The sequence below is a fragment of the Staphylococcus equorum genome, from assembly GCF_029024965.1.
Classification (GTDB): Bacteria; Bacillota; Bacilli; order Staphylococcales; family Staphylococcaceae; genus Staphylococcus; species Staphylococcus equorum.
Genome location: NZ_CP118982.1, coordinates 2,157,031 through 2,175,724 on the forward strand (window position 1 = coordinate 2,157,031; position 18,694 = coordinate 2,175,724).

The window sequence follows — 18,694 nt, forward strand, 5'->3', positions numbered from 1 at the left end:
TACCAACACCCCTTTTAATATTTAAAAAATTAAGTGAATTGTAGCATGTCTAATTGATTGCGTATGCGATTAACATCTATTTGTTCACCTATAAGCACAATGGTTAAAGGCATGGATGCATCAATAACTTGATAGTCTGGCAAACCAAACGCATATTGAAATTCATATGTATCATTTGGCATATCACGAAACTTTACGTATCCCTTTAATCTTAAAACATTATCTGGCAAGCGTAAAATAAATTGATAGAATAGTTGCCTATCTATTGGTCCAGAAAACTGATATTGCATACTATTTATCCCATGATGATATGTATGTTGTTCTATATTTTGTCCTTTATTTTGCGTTACTGAAATTAATTGCTTCATATCTAAATTTGCATAACTCGTATAAAATGTCGGTGCATATGGATTAATTTCAAAAATTTCATTTATACGTTCTTTCTCTTTTTCATCAATTAAATCCATTTTATTGACTACAACTGTATGACTTGCATATAATTGTTCTTCCATCAATTGTGTTGTACTATGAGTATATTGGGCTCTGGTTAAAAATCTTGGAGCGTCGACTAAGCCAATAACCACTGGTGGATTAACGCTTGCGACGATTTCAGGATCTTGACATGCCGCAATTATTTCGATTGGGTGTGCTATACCTGTCGCTTCAATAATAATATGGTGCATTGCACTTTTGTTTAGAAAATGTTTTAATTGTTTTATTAAATCTTGTTGCAAGTCACAACATACGCAACCATTTAATATTGACGCAACCTCAATATCATCGCTGATTGCACGGCTATCTACATCTAAGTTACCGTATTCATTTACGATGATACTCGGGTTTTCATCATTACTTAGTAAATATTTTACATAATTACTGAGAAATGTAGTTTTTCCACTACCTAAAAAACCTGTTATGATTGTAATTGACGTTTTTGGATTTTTAATTTTTTTCATATAACCACTCATTTCTTGATACAAATGTCTGCATAAAAGTACAATTATTCGTATAATTAAACTTTTACTTGATAAAATTTTAAATTTCTTCTAAACTTTATACGTACACTACATTTTAGCATGGCACAGTGCAAAAGTGTTTGAGGAAGTGTCACACACACATCATAAGACGGATTCAGGTCCGATACAGAAGAAAACGGATAGAATGTCTGGAGGAGAACTTTATGTCTGAACCACTTAATTTAAAAGAACAACTTTGTTTCAGTTTGTATAATGCTCAAAGACAAGTAAATCGCTATTATTCAAATAATGTCTTTAAGAAATACAAATTGACTTATCCACAGTTTTTAGTTTTAACAATCTTATGGGCTGAGTCACCTGTCAATGTTAAGAAAGTCGTTACTGAATTGGCACTTGATACAGGTACTGTATCTCCATTACTTAAAAGAATGGAACAAGTTGACCTAATCAAACGCGAGCGTTCTGAAATCGATCAACGTGAAGTATTCATTCATTTAACTGATAAGAGCGAAGCAATTCGCCCTGAATTAGATACAGCTTGTCAAGACGTTGCAGTAGCATCTTCATTAAGCTCAGATGAATCTAAAGAACTAAATCGATTACTTTCAAAAGTAATCACTGCCTTCACAGAAGAAAAAGCAAAATAATTTTTCAATGGCAATGGTAAACATTAGATAGTTCTTCTATCTAAATTTATTCATTAAATATACTTGATTTATAATGAGAGCTCAAACACAAATGTGTTTGAGCTCCATTTTTTTAACTTATAAGAAAAATAATGTAACGTTTCGTTTAAGAAACATTCATTTCAACCATTTGATATAAATAGCCTCTTTCTGTAATTAGAGACTGATAACTTCCACTTTCTACGATTTCCCCTTCACTCATAACTACAATTTTATCAAAATACGGTAGCAACCTTAAATCATGTGTTGCAACAATTAAGGTTTGAGCTTTGGTATGAATGATGTCCATTACACTATCTGTATGATATATGTCGAGTGCTGTTGTAGGCTCATCCATGATCCAAATCGGTACGTCTCTTAATAATAATCTTGCAATACCAAGTCTCTGTATTTCACCGCCTGATAATGTATTACCAGATATGGTAATGTATCGATCTAAATCGATATGATCCAAACCTAAATTAGCTAGAACGTTGCGTAGTTCAACATCATCTTTGTCAGTAAACAAATTTTCTCTCACTGTACCGTCAAATAACTGTTGTGTTTGTAATAGGGCATTGATTTGACTATATTTTTCTTCATCTACAATATTTGTAATATCTTGATGATTTAATAGTATCTCACCTTTATCACTTTGATACAAACCTAACATGAGTTGCAATAACGAACTTTTACCAGATCCTGAAGGTCCAATAATAGCAACATGCTCGCCTTTATCAATTGATAATTGGATATCTTGTAATACATAACTTGATTGATTCCAATACTTGAAGTTGAGGTCTCGAACCTTATACAATGGCTCGGTAGGTAAGACTTCTAAATGCATTGCTTCCACGCCCTGCTTCATAGGATGAGCAATCACTTCATCAATATCATGGAAAGCTTCGTCAGTATCCGCTTTAAAGTAAGCTACATTACTCATAGGTATCGCTTGTTCGAAAAGCGTCAGCATCATTAATACGATACTTGTTAAATAAACAACGTCTAATTCTTGATTTTGTACTTGAACTACACCTAAATACAGTGTGAAAAATAGTGCAATCATCGAAACAATATTTAAGCTATATTCGTATAGTGATAAAAATCGTTGCTCTTTTGCTTGTGCTGCTTCATAGTCATCCAGTTGATGAAGCACTTGTTTTTTATAAAATTCTGTTCGACCAAAACGATCCAACTCTTCATAACCTTCTTTATAATCATAAAATTGGTTTAAAAAATCGCCTTGAACTTTGTTAACTTGCCTTTTCAGTATACGTGCACGCTTAGCACTTAACCACGGTATAACTACTAAGGTAGCAATCATACTAATACATATGATAATCGCATGTACATATGAGAAGTAAATCATTACGATTGTAGAAATGATTGCTGTAACACCTATTACTACAGGTGGATAATAAACACGCAAGTATATATTTTGCAGAGCTTCAACTCTGCCAATCATTCGTGCGATTAAATCACTAGAATTAAATTTTCGATATACGTCGGGAACGACCGGAATTAAATGTTTGAAAAATTGAACCCTAACGTTTCTAAGCATTGTAAAAGTCGCTCTATGTGATAACAACCTTTCAATATATCTGGCAATTGCTCTTATAAATCCAAATAATTTTACTGAAGCTATCAGAACCATCAATGCAAATAACGGGGCGCCAAGTGCACTTTGCGTTACCATATAACCACTTAAAAAGAACATGCTAAGTGCTACTAAACTTCCTATAACTCCCACAATAATCGAAAGTATCAAATCTCTATCTATTTTAAATTGAATATGTGGCTTCATGTTACGTCACCACCTTTATCATTGTTTCTTCTCTCTTGTGTATCTATCGATGTCAAATAGCCATTTTCAATATATATACGTCTATCAGCATTTTTAATAGTATTTTCTCTATGTGCAATCGTAATAACAGTTGTATCCACAAATTGTTGTGCAATTATATCTTGTATAATATTTTCTGTTTTCACATCTAAGCCAGTAGCAGGCTCATCAAAGATAAGTACGTCTGGTTGAATCATTAGTACTCGAGATAGTTCTACACGTCTCATTTGACCGCCTGAGAGCATCTCACCGCCCTCTCCAATCCATGTATCTAATCCATCCTTTAAAGATAGTACTTTTTCTTTTAAATCAACATCATCTAATACTTTTAATATTTTATTTTCATCCATCGATTGAAACATAGTAATATTATCGCGTATAGAGGCATTAAAGATATAAGGCATCTGACTTAAAAAACCTAATTTCAAATTAGCATTTTGATAAGTCACTTCACCTGACTGGGCATCGAAACGTTGTACAATAACCTGTGCAAGTGTTGATTTACCCGCACCACTTTTCCCGACGAGCGCAATTTGCTCTCCTCTAGAAATATTCAAATTAATATTATTTAAAGCATTTTGTTGTGCATCATCATATTTAAAGCTAACATTCTCCAATTTAATTAATGCAGATTGTTGTCCATTTGTACGAATCTCAGGTTTCAGCGTTTTTTCTTGTTTATCTAATAAATCGAACACAACATCGCTCGATCCTTCACTTTGCTTTCCTGTGTGAAACGATTGCCCTAAATCTTTAATAGAGTTATAAAATTCAGGCGCTAATATGATTGCAATCGCAGCTGTTTTAAAATCAATACTATTGAATAAAATCAATCCTAATCCAGCTTCTAAAGCTACAAGACCAATCCCTAGCATACTAATAAATTCAAGCATGAGTCCGGATAGAAAAGCACTTTTTAAAATACGCATAGTTAAATCTCTGAATGTCGTACTTTCTTCATATAATTCTTGTTCTGTCTGAGCTGTTTTATTAAAAAGTTTTAAAGTGATAAGTCCTTTAACTTTGTTTAAAAATTGCTGACTGAATTGGTTTAAATAGGTCATTTTATCTTTAGATTCATCACGTGTTTTTAATCCAAAAATAATATAAAAAAGAGGAATAAATGGTGCAGTGACTATCATAATTAAAGCCGTATTTAAATGAATAAAATACATAGCAACAATGATAAACAATGGAATCATCATTGATTTAAATACTTGTGGGAAATAACTATTAAAAAATGGAACAATACCATCAATACTTTCAGTCAAAGTATTCATTTGAACGCCAATTGGCTCTTTTGACTGTTTGAATATAAGTTGGCGTCGCAAATCATATTTCACTTTTGTAGACATGCGATTACCGATCATTTGATTTATTGTATTAAATGTTGCGCGTGCGATTAAAATAAATAATGTAAACAGTAATAGTATTAACAAATTTTGGTTCGTTTCCAATAACATTGCATTTAAAATTTCTGCAATAGCAATATTCTGAACGACTACGGTAATAGCTAATAATGTACTGATTACAAACATAAACATTGGGTATATTTTATATTTAAATGCTAAATTTGTTAATCTTTTCACAATTATCACCTGCCACATATTATAAACTGATTCATTGAAAATTAAATGAATTCGCTCATTATTATTAGTAATTTTTTATGCTAATTTCATATTTCAGACATAATTAGGATTTTCTCTTTTTCAATGCTTGAATTCCTTTTATTATATTAATCTCAGTCTTTAGTCTAAAATTACATTTAGATGTGGCGCATTACATTTTTATTGTGCTATCATTATAAAATGAAAATCTATGAAATTTAATTAGTAATATGAAAGTAGGTAAATTATGTTAATACTTGAATTGATTAAAGGACTTATTCTAGGTATTGTTGAAGGCTTAACAGAGTTTGCACCTGTTTCTTCAACAGGTCATATGATCCTTATCGATGACATGTGGTTAAAATCAAGTGAATTTTTAGGATCAGAATCAGCCTTCACCTTTAAAATTGTAATACAACTTGGTTCTGTTTTTGCGGGTGCATGGGTATTCCGTGAACGTTATTTCGAAATGCTTCATATTGGTAAGTACAAAGCATCTTCTATCGATGGCGTTGGTCAAAAACCGAATCGCTTAAACTTACTACATATTATTGTCGGTATGATTCCTGCAGGTATTCTTGGGTTATTATTTGATGACGTTATTCAAAAATACTTATTCAGTGTTCCAACTGTAATGATTGGATTATTTGTTGGTGCTATATATATGATCATAGCTGATATTTATAGTAAAAAAGTTGCAAATCCACAATCAGTTGACCAAATCAATTATATCCAAGCATTTGTAATTGGGCTATCACAAGCAGTTGCAATGTGGCCTGGTTTCAGTAGATCTGGATCTACAATATCTACGGGTGTATTAATGAAGATGGATCACAAATCAGCATCAGACTTCACTTTCATTATGGCTGTACCTGTTATGTTAGCAGCTAGTGGCTTGTCACTCGTTAAAAACTTTGAATATATTCATTTAGACCACTTTGGTTTTTATGCATTAGGCTTTATCGCAGCGTTCGTTGTCGGTTTAATTGCAATTAAGACATTCCTGTACTTAATTAGTAAAGTTAAATTAATTCCTTTTGCTATATATAGAATTGTTTTAGTTATTATTATCGCTATCCTTTATTTCGGTTTCGGTATTGGACAAGGTATTACAGGCGAATAATATTTCAATGGACTATATATGCTTATGCATCAATATAACTAAATGTTTTGAAACAGTGAGACTGAAATCTAATTTTTCTAATAAAGTTTCGTTGTATAAACTCAGATTAATAAAGTTGACTAGCAAAAGAATGCAAGTGTATTTTTAGTTCAGTCAGCTACTACCAAATTAATAATCGAGGCTAAGGCGTATATTTGTCTTAGCCTCTTCTTTTTATTATCGCTATGCTAAATGACGTTTAACTTTCTGTATAGACTGTATTTAGCGTTTATTTTCGTGTATTATAGGGTAATATGTAGATAGTATAAAATTAAATGGAGGCAACGAGTATGGACAAAAAGCAATTAATCAAAACAATCATCACAGTAGCACCTGTGTTTTTAGTACCGCTAATCGTTGAACGCAAACGTATTAAGGATCATCCTGATGTGAAAAAAGCAAGTGACGCAACAGTTAGTGCTTCTAAAGCAGTTGCAGATAAATCTGTGCGTGTTAAAGATAATGTTGTAGAAAAATCTTCTCACGCAAAAGACTACGTTGCAGATAAAAAACATGACATGGATCAAAAACGTGAACTTAAACGTATCGCAAAAGAACATGATCCAGCCTATATTGAGAAAAAAGGCGAAAAATTAGAAAAAGAAAATCGCAAAGAAGCAGATAAAATGAACAAACTTCTGCAAAAAAATATAGACAAACGTCATAAAGAAGAAGAAAAAGCACGTCAAGATAATAAGAAACAACGTATCAAAGACATGAAAAAATCAAATAAACACATGGAAAAAGTTGGTTTAACTCCAGGTAAACTTGATGATGAAACAGAGAAAAAAGGCGAAAAGCTAGAAAAAGAAAATCGCAAAGAAGTAAGCAAATTTGATAAATTACTGCAAAAGAATATAGACAAACGTCATAAAGAAGAAGAAAAAGTGCAAGAGAAAAACAAAAAAGCACGCTTATCTGAATTCAAAAAATATAAAGACTACGTGGCCAAAAGTGTTGTTAAACAAAACAAAGAAGAAAATGGTAAATAACCCTAATGACACAAGTCATTATTGATGGAGATGCTTGTCCTGTAACCAATTCAGTAATTGAATTGACTGAGGGGACAGGCATTTTTGTTACCGTTGTTCGCAGCTTCAGTCATTTTTCTACAGTAGTACAACCAGACCACGTGAATATTATCTATGTAGACGATGGACCAGACGCTGTTGATTTTAGAATTGTAAAACTGGTACGCCCTAGTGACATTGTGATCACACAAGACTATGGCTTAGCTAGCTTACTTTTAAACAAGACGAAAATAGTTATGCATCATAAAGGTTACATCTATACGCAACAAAACATTGATACATTATTAGAGCAACGTCATGCGAGTGCTCAATTTAGAAGAAGTGGCGGACGTACAAAAGGTCCCTCAGCTTTTACTGAGCAAGATGTAGCTGAATTTGAAGCTATCTTTTCGTCTATCATTGCAAATCAGATGTCGAGCAAGGAGGAATAAATATGAAAAGCATTGCAGTGTATTGTGGTGCCAGTAAAGGAAACGATGAAACCTATATTACTGAAGCTTATCAGTTGGGTAAGTATATGGCTGAACAAGGTTATGAATTAATATTTGGGGCTGGTTCTGTAGGTATCATGGGCGCTATTCAAGACGGCGTATTAGATCATGGCGGTCGTGCTGTAGGCATCATGCCAAATATGTTAAATGAAAAAGAAATTACAAGTGGAAAATTAAGCGAGTTGATATTAGTAGATTCTATGCATGAAAGAAAAAATAAAATGGCTGAATTAGCTGATGCTTTTGTAATGGCTCCAGGTGGCGCAGGTTCATTAGAAGAATTTTTTGAAATGTATAGTTGGTCCCAAATTGGTATTCACGAAAAACCTATTGCCGTGTTCAATATCAATGGGTTTTTCGAGCCCTTACAAGCACTTTTAGATCACATGATTCAAGAAGGTTTCATAGATTCTAAATACAAAAACCTCGCTCCTTTGTGCAATACGAAAGAATCACTATTCGAAGCGATAAACAATTATAAACCACTTGGTATTAGAACTTATGATTAAATATATCGTATTAAAAAACAAAACGTTGGGATATAAATCCTAAACTTCAATAGACGGGGAGTGGGACAGAAATCAAAATTTGATTTCCGCCCCACTCCCCGTCTTATGTTATTATGCACTTTCTAATTATAAAATTTGAACACTCATTACACTACAGTAAAAGCATTATTAATTGTTTTAGAATCATAACCGCAACAATTAAAATTATAATAGCAGATACTTTATTTAATATCATAATGTATTTTCCTGTTTTATCAATGTTGCCTATCATTTTTCCAGAAATTGCTAAAAAGAAAAACCAAACCCATGATATAACTACAGTTGAAATAGTAAACAAGACTTTATCCGTACCATCATATATCGCCCCACTCGTTCCAATGACACCAATTGTATCCATAATTGCATGTGGATTCAGTAGCGATACAGAAATCGCAAAACCAACTTGCTTCTTCGCTGTCATTGGTCGATAACGCTTCAATTTATCTGGCCTTGCTTTCCATAACGACCAAGCCATATATATTAAAAAAACTAAACCTATACAATAGATAGAAACTTGCAGCATGGGAAATGAGAGTAAAATAACCGACACGCCTAATACTGCTAACACAATAAGAAATGTATCACACAGACCTGCTGTAATAATGACGGGTAACGTTTTATATATACTCTTATGGTTGGCACCTTGATTAAATACAAATACATTTTGCGCACCCAATGGTAAGATTAATCCCAATGCGAGTAAGAACCCATGAGCTAATGGCTGTAACATGTCAATTCCTCATTCCTCAATTTAAAAAAACTAAGATCTCATCACTAGGTTCAATACTAATGATGAGATCTATTATTTTAAAGAAGATTATTTATACACTAAATCCATGTGTATTCACAAATTTTCGCATTTAACTACTAGATTTTAAGCTTTCATCATCTAACATAGCTAAATTTTTATAATATCTTACATGTCTATTAAGCGGATGATGTTTGCTTAATTCTGGATGTTCAAAATAATCATAAATTTCCATACCTAGTTTTTCCATGACTTTGAGTGAGGGCTCATTGCTTTCCGAAGTAAAAGCATATACCTCATTTAAACCTTGTTGTTTCGCATACTTCAGTACCGCTTCTGCACCTTCAGTAGCTAGGCCATTGCCCCAAACTTCCGGAATGAGTCGCCAACCAATTTCATAAAATGGTAACTCTTCAAATGGGAACTTGCTCTCTTCTGTCACATAATTCAGGCCTATAAAACCTAACCACCCATTAGTTTCTTTAAGTTCTACAGCAAACAAACCAATACCATCATCTAATATCATTTCATTCATTTTATTCATATCGTGTTCTGAACGTTGATAACTTAATAAGCTCGGAAAATATCTACGAACTTGTTGATTCGCATTCATTTGTTGGAATGATAATAAGTCTTCCTCTTGCCAGTCTCGTAACCTTAAACGTTCAGTTTCAATATAAACTGTCATATGTTACACCTCTATACTGGAAAAATAATTTTCTATACAAAAGTAACGCGTTATGAATCTTTTCATATCGCGCTACCATACTGTTTTTTATAATTTGTTTATGCTCTTGTAATATAGCTAATTAATTCAAGATTAACAGCTACTTCTTTTAAGCGATTACGTTCACTTTTCGGTGCAGTAAATGTTGCATCGATAAAATCATTTTTATGGTTTAATTTATAAGTAGCAACAAACGTATCTGTATCAGATTCAAAGTTAGGTAAATGCGCAATCACGCGTTTGATTTCACCTGTTGAATCTTTTATTTCTCTACCTGTAATATTTTCTAATTCTCTACCTAGTTCAGGTAAAGTAATTGAACGACCTTCTAATAAATTAAAATCTTGTTCATGCATAATGCTTACCTCTCTTTCTATATAGACGACTTATTAATCTACTTCATTCTTACAGTTGCCCTATGAAGTGAAAATCACTGAATAATAATCGACCTATATTCCAAAATTCATATTTTAAAAAATTATTTTGTATGTTTTATATTAATCTTTATTATGTTTAATGATACCCATTATACCAATTACTAAAACCATAATACAATGATTTCCTAGGAAATAAAGAAATATCATCTGAAATAGCATTAAATGTGATTTCTATATGTTATACAAATAATATTTCATTTTTCGAGAAATTTGTTCGTCAATTTTGAATCAAACACACTATTTATTACTATGGTAAATGCCTAGGTATAGTAACAACAAACACTATAACATCGTATGTTTTATGTTTCAGCGTTGATTTCTTTCTCTAAATCTTTCGACTGGTCTTGTAATTTATTTTGCTCTTTTTCCAATTTTTCTTTTTCTTTTTTCAAATCTTTATTCTTCTTCTCTAACTTATCTATATCTTTTTCTAAAGAAGCCTTTTCATCATCTTTACCACAAGCGGTTAATGCAATCGTCGATGCTAATATGAGTGCTAAACACTTTTTCATATATATACTCCTTTTTAATGCAATTATAATAAATTAATTTTATCATTTTTCTCTATTATCTTCATTATTTACCCTTAAATTTTTAGTCATTATGACTTTACTTATTTGATAGTCCATATTTCGATTTAATTGTTGCATCTGAACATTGTGACTGTCCACTGTGCTTTCAATTTTTAGAGCGCCTACTGCTCTTGCCCATGCTTCGACTTCATTTTTAAAACGCGTAGCAATCCCTTGCTTACGAAATGCTTCATTAACATATAGCATTTCTATTATCACTTTATTATAATCTTTCAAATAGCGTGCCCAAATAAAACCTATAAGTTCTTCCTTCTGTGTTTCGAGCCATACTAAATCTGTATTATATTTCAGCACATGATTTATCATTTCTTCACGTAATCCAACAGATAACCGGCTTTTACTATAATCTTCATTTTGTTTTGCAAGTTCACTTTCATGTATGTCTGCAATTTCAGTAATATATTGTTTTTGTTTAAGTGAAAGTTTTTCCATATTTTCTCCTTTAAAAAGTAAAGTTGATTTATAATGTTATATTCGTCATAATAAGCCTTATCATTACATTCTATAAAAAGGACTGCGAAATTCAAATGAAATCTACTGACAAATTAATGCGAGAAAATAATGTAAAAGCTTTGCGATTAAATAATACAGATAGAGATGCATTCGAAAATTACATGACATACGTCCGAGCAGATTTAAGTGTTAATCCTCACGATTCTGAAAAAATGTTGAATCGCATTTTAAATCAATTATTGGAAGCTGAAAAAGAAGGTATACTCGCCATGGATTTCTTTGAACATGATCCTAAGTCACATGCCAAAAAGGAACTTAAAAAATTACCAAATGAAACAATTTTAAATATATTTAAATACATAATTCAGCACATCTTTTTGTTATTTGGTATTTTTTGTTTCCTTAAAGGATTTATTGGCTTTTTCATTGGTGCGAAGCGATTATATTTATATTCATTTCCTCTTGTTGTATTAGTAGGAATTTTCATCATTTTTCTATTTATATGGATGATATTCCGAACTGTACAAATGCAGTGCTTTACAAAATCACATTGGACATGGATATTAACGTATGTCGTCATTTTATTACTATTATATGCAATATTTTATGTATTTTTCATTCCTCAATCATTTTTAGCATTTGGGCCTTATATATTAATAAGTAATTGGACCTTTATTATAATCTCATTTATCGTTATACCCATCGCTTTATTTATTGATCATCACTATACAAATAAAGATACAAATACATCTTTATAATCTTGTTGTTTAAATAATAGTGGCTATTTGGTACAGTCTCTAACCTATTAATAAAGTGCTATATCTTCAATCACTAATTTTGCGTACCAACTAGCACCCACTTTCAAAAGTGAATTATTTTAAAACAAAAAGATCTCATCACTAGTTTAAATACTAATGATGAGATCTTTTTTTGAGTCTGGATAAAATATATCTTAGACTCTTGTACGTATTGTCACGTCATATGCATTGTTATTATGGTGCCATGCCTTCTTTTCTTTCCACAGCGATACTAATAAACAAGAATATCAGACCGATTGCAGTTAGTATTGGCGCAATTAGACTTAATGATGCTATCGGTAAATTCGTCACGACAACGCCACCAATAAAGGCACCAAGCGCATTGCCTAAATTAAATGCAGATTGGTTTAATGTACTTGCAAGCGTAGGTGCATCTTTAGAAATAATCGTACTTTTAAATTGTAATGATGGACTCATACTAAAGCCGATTAAACCAAAGAAGAATATGCCTGCTACCATTAAGAAACCATTCATTTGTATAAAGTATAATAGTAAGAAGTAAACGATAAAGATTGAGAAAATAATTTGTAACGCTTTATTTAAATTCCAATCCGCAAGTTTACCACCAACGACGTTACCTAATGTAACACCTACCCCAAAAATAATTAACAGATATGAAATCAAGTTTTCTTGTACATTTGATACATCAGTCAATACTGTAGAAATATAAGTGAAGTATGCAAATACACTACTGAAACCAAATAATGTCACTGCTAAAGTTAACCACAAACGTTTTTCTTTTAAAATTTGTAGTTCTTTTTTCATTGATGATTTTACTGTATCACGTTGCATAGGCACAAAAATAATAATGCCTATAAGTGCTAGTGTTCCTATAATAGAAATAATAATAAACGTCATCGGCCAGCCAAAGTTTTGACCAATTAATGTCCCGAATGGTACACCTAAAATATTACTTAAACTTAATCCCATAAACATTAGTGCCATCGCACTTGCACGTTTCTCTGGCCGCACCATATTCGCAGCTAAAATAGAACCTATACCAAAGAATGAACCATGAGCCAACGATGTAATGATACGACTTGTCATCATAAATCCATAACTCGTACTAAATGAAGCAGCAAAATTCCCTAATATAAAAATAGCCATTAAAGCTAGTAGTAAATATTTTCTATTCCATTTAATCGTCAACATAACTATGATAGGCCCGCCGATTGCAACACCTAATGCATAACCAGTTATCAGTTGCCCTGCCTGACTTACAGTTACGTCAAAATCCCGTGCAATATTAGGTAATAATCCCATAATTACAAATTCTGTCATACCTATTGCAAACGCACCGATTGCAAGCATCCATATAGCAATTGGATATTTCATTTTTGACTCCCTTCCGAAATCATATTTTTTTCACATGTTTGTGATTATACTAAAATACAGTTGCCAAAAACAAGGGAGTTGCTTGATTTTCTCCTATTTTTAAAATTAATTCGCTTACATTTAATTTAGCTGTATTCATTTAATAAATTGCTTTACATCATAATACTACCAAGAAAATTAAAAAAGTTAGCAATCGTCAAAAAAGTTAACAGTGTTTAGAACACTCAATTACCCTTCTTATGACAATAGCTAACTCGCTAATTTTAATTAATTAGTAATGCATCGATAAAGAACCACACTACCATGATAAACATGATAATCCCTTGTGCAACAGCACTCGCTAAAAATGCTACGATAGACCCAAAACTTGCTTTTAAAGCCTTTGAAAAGTTGGGTTCTTGTATCATTTCAACAACTAATACCGCGATAAATGGAATAATAATAATTCCAAATGGTGGAAATACAAAGCAACCTACGATTACACCAATGAGCGCCGCATACTCGCTAAGTTTAGAACCACCAAATTTATTTACAAAATATTTATTCATGATAAAATCTGCTACTAAAATAAACACGGTGAATAAAATCATTGATATATAGAATATCCATGATAAATTGCCATTATGAAATGCGAATTGATAAATTAAAAACCCTACCCATAATACAAGCACTGATGGAATAATAGGTTTAATTAAACCTACAAATGCTAAGACAAATGATGCGATAATTAATATCCATAAAATTACTGTCATTTTTATCTACTCCATACTTTCTTCTGTGAATTTTTGATCTTTTGTAAAGTATATTAATATCATACCTAAAAATATAGCTGTCGCTGATACAAAGAATACATTTCCCAAACCTACCCAGTGACTCATAATTCCACCTAATAAGTTCCCACATAACTGACCTATCACCATCGCGTTAGCAAAAAGTGTAGATGCATATCCTGGAAAATCTGGTAAAATATCTTGGAAATAACTGATGCCTAAACCAAGTAATATCGCTAAGAAAATAGCTAAAAATACTTGGCCGACAAACATCATCACCAAATTTTCGAACACACCAATACTAAAGTAAAACAGGCCACCAAACAATCCACCTAACATCAGTAGCACACGTGTCGTGAGTTTCGCAGATAAAATACCTAACACGACCATAAATGGAACTTCTAAACCGGCACATAGACTGGCTAAACCACCTACATACCCTTCAGCTTCATTCAAATATTTAGTGACGAACAACGGCATATTCAATGTATACATCCATTGACCAATATGTAATAAAATAAAGGCTAAAAATGGAACGAATAAGGCCTTATCATGTAACATATTAGGTGCTTTCGCCTCAATGTGATTCACATCAGTTGTGGTTTGTTTTGTTTTGATATCTTTAAAAAAGAATACCTGTAACATCAGTGTAAATAAAATAATGGTAACAGTTCCAGTAAATAACCCTGCGTAACCATTAACACCTAATAATAAAGCGCCGATTAACGGACCAAATAAGAATCCAAATGAGAACATGGAACGCAATACGGCATTAGCAAACTTCGCTCTATCTCTTGAAGCCGAAACATTGATAGACTCTCTAGCTGAAGCATACATTTGAGGCATTGCGGGCGCGAAAAACCCTTGAAAAACGGCATACATAACAATAAATATCCATACTTCATGAATATAGAAGTAAATAGAAAAACTAACAGCACCCATTAACAATGCTGTAATGATTATGACTTTCCTATTTATATTGTGTGTATCAGAAAAGCGTGCAACAATTGTGTTCATTATAAATTGGCTGATTGCTGCTAATGCTAATAGCAGACCATATTGTGTAGAAGTCATACCCAAATCATTGGTCGCAAATAAAACAAGATAAGGTACAGTGATTGAAATTCCCATACCTAAAAGCATCATATTGACTACAAATAGTTTGTAATTCTTAATATGTAATAAAGCACTAAACATATAACAAACCTCTATTCTACTAAATTAGGTGTCAATTCTCGTATATCACTTAAATAGGCAATGTATAAATGATTATGTATTAGCTACTATTGATGTTATTCAACATATTCCATCATTAAATTGATAAATGATTCTACTTGAGGCAATTGTAACATGCTAGAATCGTAACTTAAAAATGTGGAACGAATCAATGGTTTTTCATCTATATTTACGCGTCTAAATTCAAACTGGTCACGGTCTAAATGCTTCATCATGATCTCAGGCAAAATTGTTACACCGACACCATTTAACAGCATCTCTTTACACGTGGCCACTTGATCAACAGTAATCATAGCATGATAATCCTGTCCTATTTGACTCCCATACCATTCTTTAATTTGATTAATATAAATTGGATCTGCTTGAAATTCAATAAATGGCATTTTATCAACATCATCGTAACGATTTTTAGGATTAATAAAATAATGATCGTCATTAAATAAATGTGTATTACTTAAGTTCATAATTTTATTACCACGTATAATCATCACATGGTAATCTCTATGGTTTGCTTTAATTTGTTCACTCGAACCTACTTGAACTTGAATCTCTACATTAGGAAATTGGCGTGTAAATAAGTTTAATACTTGCGGTAATAAAGTCTGTCCGATTAATGAAGAACAACCGATTGAAATCGTACCGTTGACTTCACCAATGTGCGCTTGCATTTTATCTAAAAATAAACGCTCTTTGTTCAGCATATCTCTAGCATGCTCTATAATCATCGAACCTTCTGTTGTAGTAATCAATTGTTTCTTAGTACGTATAAAAACATTTACACCAAAAGTATTTTCAATTGATTTTAAACGTTGTGTTACTGCAGGTTGTGATATATATAATATTTCTGCTGCTTTCCTTAGTGTTCTTGTTTCATCTAAAGTGGTTAACAAGCGATAATCGTCAATCTTCATATTATCCCCCTATATTTTAAAAGCACTTTTAATCATTTCATTGATTGGTTATTATTCATGTTCACTTAACATTTCATAATATAATTTCAAATTTCAAATTATACGTTTTTAACATTTATCATCTAGCAGTGTCACTATAACATGATTCACATGATGCTCATACACTGATTCACAATACATGTATCATTCAATTAAATTTGTACAAATAATCTTAAAGTTCTGGTTCTGAGTCGCGATGTGTTGAATGATTTTGGTTGTGATTGCTACTTTGTTGATTGTGGTTTTCACTTTTAATATGCTTATTTGGATGTTTATGATCGTGTTGTTTAGCTTTGTATGGTTTATGTTTATGCTTTTGCTCATTATATTTGGCTTTACCATGTAATGGGTGGTGTTGATTTTTTGATTTTTGTTTAATCTTGTAATAACAATACATGATTTTATCTTTCATCGTTGAAAAATCAGCCTCAATTTTTATCATTAATTGATGCGCAATAATATATGCTTCGTGAAACTGCTTTTTAGTAATTTGTCCTTGATCTAAAGCACGTTGTAAATCGTCTTCATCTACAAGTTCATATTCCCCATTTGGCAATACAAGTACATCTAAACATAAATCTATTGTACGTGCGTTTCCTTTTTGTGTAACATTCTTAATATTTATATCAAAGTAATATTCTAATGGGTTGCCCTTGTCATCTAGCATCACTGTAATACTATATCGTTTTTTTTCGGGCAAGATTTGTAGCCATTGATAGTTATCATCCGCAACAATAATATTTTGGCCCACCACTGTCACCTCTAATGGTTCACGTACTTTTTTCATCGTCACCAAACCAATAATACCCTTGAACTTGTTGTTGTTTACTTTGACTTCTGTATACTCTTTGTCAATGATACGACGCCAGTGACGCTTATCAATATATTTTACTTTCACTGTCACCAACTCCTTGTCATTATTATATAAAACTGTTTACTTTATGTCATCTTATGGATTATACTGAACGTCTTCCAATTTTGTATCACGAATTTAATTATTATTATTGTACTATATTTCATAGTGTAAAAGCGAAATTGACAATTATAATAAAGTTTGATAGATTTTATCTATATTTTTCTGAAAATTCTATAAATAAAGGAGATAGTAACATGGCAGTCATTCAAAGACCTTTTAGAGCGGATCATGTTGGTAGTTTATTAAGACCACAACGCCTAAAAGATGCACGTAAAGATTATCAAAATGAAGTCATCGATGCACAAGCATTACGAGATATCGAGGACGAAGAAATTGAGCACATCATAGAGAAACAACTAGAAGTAGGTTTACATAGCATCACTGATGGTGAATTCCGCAGAAGCTGGTGGCATTTCGATTTCTTGGAAAATTTAGACGGTGTCAATGGCTATACTTCTGAGCGTGGTTTAGCATTTGAAGGCGTTGAAACTAGAAATCATAATGTTAAAGTTGAGAGTAAAGTCGCTTTTAACCCAAATCATCCACATTTTGAACACTTCAAATTTTTATATGACAAGGTTAATGGACGTGCAACAGCAAAAGTATCTATCCCAAGTCCAAACCAACTGTTCCATCCAAATATCTTAAATGAAGACATCTATCCTGATATCGAGGATTATGCACATGATGTTGCTCAGGCATATCGTGAAAGTTTGCTCAAATTTTATGAATTAGGCGCACGTTACATTCAATTAGATGATGTTTATTGGGCTAACCTAACTTCTGGTTCTCAGAAAACACGTGGCCGTGACCGTACTGAAGCAGACAAAGAAGCAGCACGTCAGCTTGCATATCGTGTTGTAAATGAAGCAGTCCAAGATTTACCAGAAGATCTACTCATTACTACACATATTTGTCGTGGTAATTATCAATCAACTTGGGCAATTTCAGGTGGCTATGAGCCAGTCGCACCTTATTTATTCAAAGAAAATTTAGGTGGCTTTTTCCTAGAATATGACGATGATCGTTCAGGTGATTTTGAGCCATTACGCTTTTTCCCTAAAGAAAATTCAGCAGCTGTATTAGGTCTTTTCACTTCAAAAACAGGTGACTTAGAAGATAAATCTGCCATACTTGCACGTGTTAAAGAAGCACAACAATATGTTGATTTAGATCAAATTTGTTTAAGTCCACAATGTGGCTTTGCTTCAACAGAAGAAGGCAATAAACTGACTGAAGATGAGCAATGGAAAAAACTAGCTTACGTTGTAGAAATTGCAAACGAAGTCTTTGGAACAGCAAAATAAACATACTATACTAACTCGTAAGAAGTATTAATATTAAAATTGAGAGGCCTATCAGACTTAAAATCTGATAGGCCTTCATT

The 18,694-nt window shown here is 32.3% G+C and carries 20 protein-coding genes; 7 read left to right on the forward strand and 13 right to left on the reverse strand.

The annotated features are described in order from the left end of the window. Positions 1-29: 29 nt before the first annotated feature. The gene (locus tag PYW44_RS10460; RefSeq protein WP_065367337.1) at positions 30-956 is read right to left on the reverse strand and encodes a CobW family GTP-binding protein; all 927 of its coding nucleotides are present in this window, start codon (positions 954-956) and stop codon (positions 30-32) included. A gap of 224 nt (positions 957-1,180) precedes the next feature. On the opposite strand from PYW44_RS10460, the gene mgrA reads away from it, so the two are divergent. Further along, positions 1,181-1,624: a global transcriptional regulator MgrA gene (gene mgrA / locus PYW44_RS10465; protein ID WP_021339407.1), complete on the forward strand. Its 444-nt coding sequence runs from the start codon at positions 1,181-1,183 to the stop codon at positions 1,622-1,624. 145 nt (positions 1,625-1,769) lie between these two features. On the opposite strand, the gene cydC is transcribed toward mgrA, so the two are convergent. Then, a complete protein-coding gene (cydC, locus tag PYW44_RS10470) occupies positions 1,770-3,446 on the reverse strand; it encodes a thiol reductant ABC exporter subunit CydC (RefSeq protein ID WP_021339406.1) in 1,677 nt (558 codons plus the stop codon). Then, positions 3,443-5,074 (reverse strand): ABC transporter ATP-binding protein/permease, encoded by a 1,632-nt coding sequence (locus tag PYW44_RS10475; RefSeq protein WP_064783103.1) that lies wholly within the window; start codon positions 5,072-5,074, stop codon positions 3,443-3,445. Before PYW44_RS10475 ends, cydC begins: the two co-directional genes overlap by 4 nt. 265 nt (positions 5,075-5,339) lie before the next feature. Here PYW44_RS10475 and PYW44_RS10480 point away from each other — a divergent pair, with 265 nt between their 5' ends. The 4 genes from PYW44_RS10480 to PYW44_RS10495 all read left to right on the forward strand — a co-directional run bounded on the left by PYW44_RS10480 (position 5,340) and on the right by PYW44_RS10495 (position 8,285). Further along, positions 5,340-6,215 (forward strand): undecaprenyl-diphosphate phosphatase, encoded by an 876-nt coding sequence (locus tag PYW44_RS10480; protein ID WP_064783104.1) that lies wholly within the window; start codon positions 5,340-5,342, stop codon positions 6,213-6,215. Between the two features lie 329 nt (positions 6,216-6,544). Continuing rightward, positions 6,545-7,246: a hypothetical protein gene (locus PYW44_RS10485; RefSeq protein ID WP_064783107.1), complete on the forward strand. Its 702-nt coding sequence runs from the start codon at positions 6,545-6,547 to the stop codon at positions 7,244-7,246. A gap of 5 nt (positions 7,247-7,251) precedes the next feature. Beyond that, positions 7,252-7,716, forward strand: coding sequence for a YaiI/YqxD family protein (locus PYW44_RS10490; RefSeq protein WP_064783108.1), 465 nt, complete (start codon positions 7,252-7,254; stop codon positions 7,714-7,716). Positions 7,717-7,718: 2 nt separating this feature from the next. Continuing rightward, positions 7,719-8,285 carry an LOG family protein gene (locus tag PYW44_RS10495; RefSeq protein ID WP_002508350.1) on the forward strand — a complete coding sequence of 189 codons (567 nt, stop codon included), beginning with the start codon at positions 7,719-7,721 and terminating at the stop codon, positions 8,283-8,285. 151 nt (positions 8,286-8,436) lie between these two features. Here the strand turns inward: PYW44_RS10495 and PYW44_RS10500 are convergent, their stop codons facing one another. The 5 genes from PYW44_RS10500 to PYW44_RS10520 all read right to left on the reverse strand — a co-directional run bounded on the left by PYW44_RS10500 (position 8,437) and on the right by PYW44_RS10520 (position 11,261). Beyond that, positions 8,437-9,054, reverse strand: a complete 618-nt coding sequence (locus tag PYW44_RS10500; protein ID WP_002508351.1) for a LysE/ArgO family amino acid transporter — start codon at positions 9,052-9,054, stop codon at positions 8,437-8,439. Positions 9,055-9,184: 130 nt separating this feature from the next. Continuing rightward, positions 9,185-9,760 carry a GNAT family N-acetyltransferase gene (locus PYW44_RS10505; protein WP_002508353.1) on the reverse strand — a complete coding sequence of 192 codons (576 nt, stop codon included), beginning with the start codon at positions 9,758-9,760 and terminating at the stop codon, positions 9,185-9,187. Between the two features lie 98 nt (positions 9,761-9,858). Next, positions 9,859-10,155, reverse strand: a complete 297-nt coding sequence (locus PYW44_RS10510) for a hypothetical protein (protein ID WP_002508354.1) — start codon at positions 10,153-10,155, stop codon at positions 9,859-9,861. Positions 10,156-10,535: 380 nt separating this feature from the next. Continuing rightward, entirely contained in the window at positions 10,536-10,748 is a 213-nt protein-coding gene (locus tag PYW44_RS10515; RefSeq protein WP_064783110.1) for an SA0632 family lipoprotein, read from the reverse strand. A 42-nt stretch (positions 10,749-10,790) separates the two neighbouring features. Further along, positions 10,791-11,261 (reverse strand): GNAT family N-acetyltransferase, encoded by a 471-nt coding sequence (locus PYW44_RS10520; RefSeq protein ID WP_064783111.1) that lies wholly within the window; start codon positions 11,259-11,261, stop codon positions 10,791-10,793. Positions 11,262-11,356: 95 nt separating this feature from the next. On the opposite strand from PYW44_RS10520, the gene PYW44_RS10525 reads away from it, so the two are divergent. After that, positions 11,357-12,040, forward strand: a complete 684-nt coding sequence (locus PYW44_RS10525) for a DUF1129 family protein (protein ID WP_002508357.1) — start codon at positions 11,357-11,359, stop codon at positions 12,038-12,040. Between the two features lie 234 nt (positions 12,041-12,274). Here the strand turns inward: PYW44_RS10525 and PYW44_RS10530 are convergent, their stop codons facing one another. The 5 genes from PYW44_RS10530 to PYW44_RS10550 all read right to left on the reverse strand — a co-directional run bounded on the left by PYW44_RS10530 (position 12,275) and on the right by PYW44_RS10550 (position 17,289). Then, positions 12,275-13,435 (reverse strand): MFS transporter, encoded by a 1,161-nt coding sequence (locus PYW44_RS10530; protein ID WP_069801654.1) that lies wholly within the window; start codon positions 13,433-13,435, stop codon positions 12,275-12,277. A 263-nt stretch (positions 13,436-13,698) separates the two neighbouring features. Continuing rightward, the gene (locus PYW44_RS10535; RefSeq protein WP_064783113.1) at positions 13,699-14,187 is read right to left on the reverse strand and encodes a DUF456 domain-containing protein; all 489 of its coding nucleotides are present in this window, start codon (positions 14,185-14,187) and stop codon (positions 13,699-13,701) included. Between the two features lie 6 nt (positions 14,188-14,193). Further along, positions 14,194-15,402: a sugar efflux transporter gene (locus tag PYW44_RS10540; protein ID WP_021339395.1), complete on the reverse strand. Its 1,209-nt coding sequence runs from the start codon at positions 15,400-15,402 to the stop codon at positions 14,194-14,196. Positions 15,403-15,497: 95 nt separating this feature from the next. Then, positions 15,498-16,352: a LysR family transcriptional regulator gene (locus PYW44_RS10545; protein ID WP_002508361.1), complete on the reverse strand. Its 855-nt coding sequence runs from the start codon at positions 16,350-16,352 to the stop codon at positions 15,498-15,500. A 211-nt stretch (positions 16,353-16,563) separates the two neighbouring features. Next, positions 16,564-17,289, reverse strand: a complete 726-nt coding sequence (locus PYW44_RS10550) for a ribonuclease FAU-1 family protein (protein WP_064783114.1) — start codon at positions 17,287-17,289, stop codon at positions 16,564-16,566. Positions 17,290-17,501: 212 nt separating this feature from the next. Between PYW44_RS10550 and PYW44_RS10555 the strand changes: the two genes are divergently transcribed. After that, positions 17,502-18,614, forward strand: a complete 1,113-nt coding sequence (locus tag PYW44_RS10555; protein WP_064783115.1) for a 5-methyltetrahydropteroyltriglutamate--homocysteine S-methyltransferase — start codon at positions 17,502-17,504, stop codon at positions 18,612-18,614. The last annotated feature ends 80 nt before the right edge of the window (positions 18,615-18,694 follow it).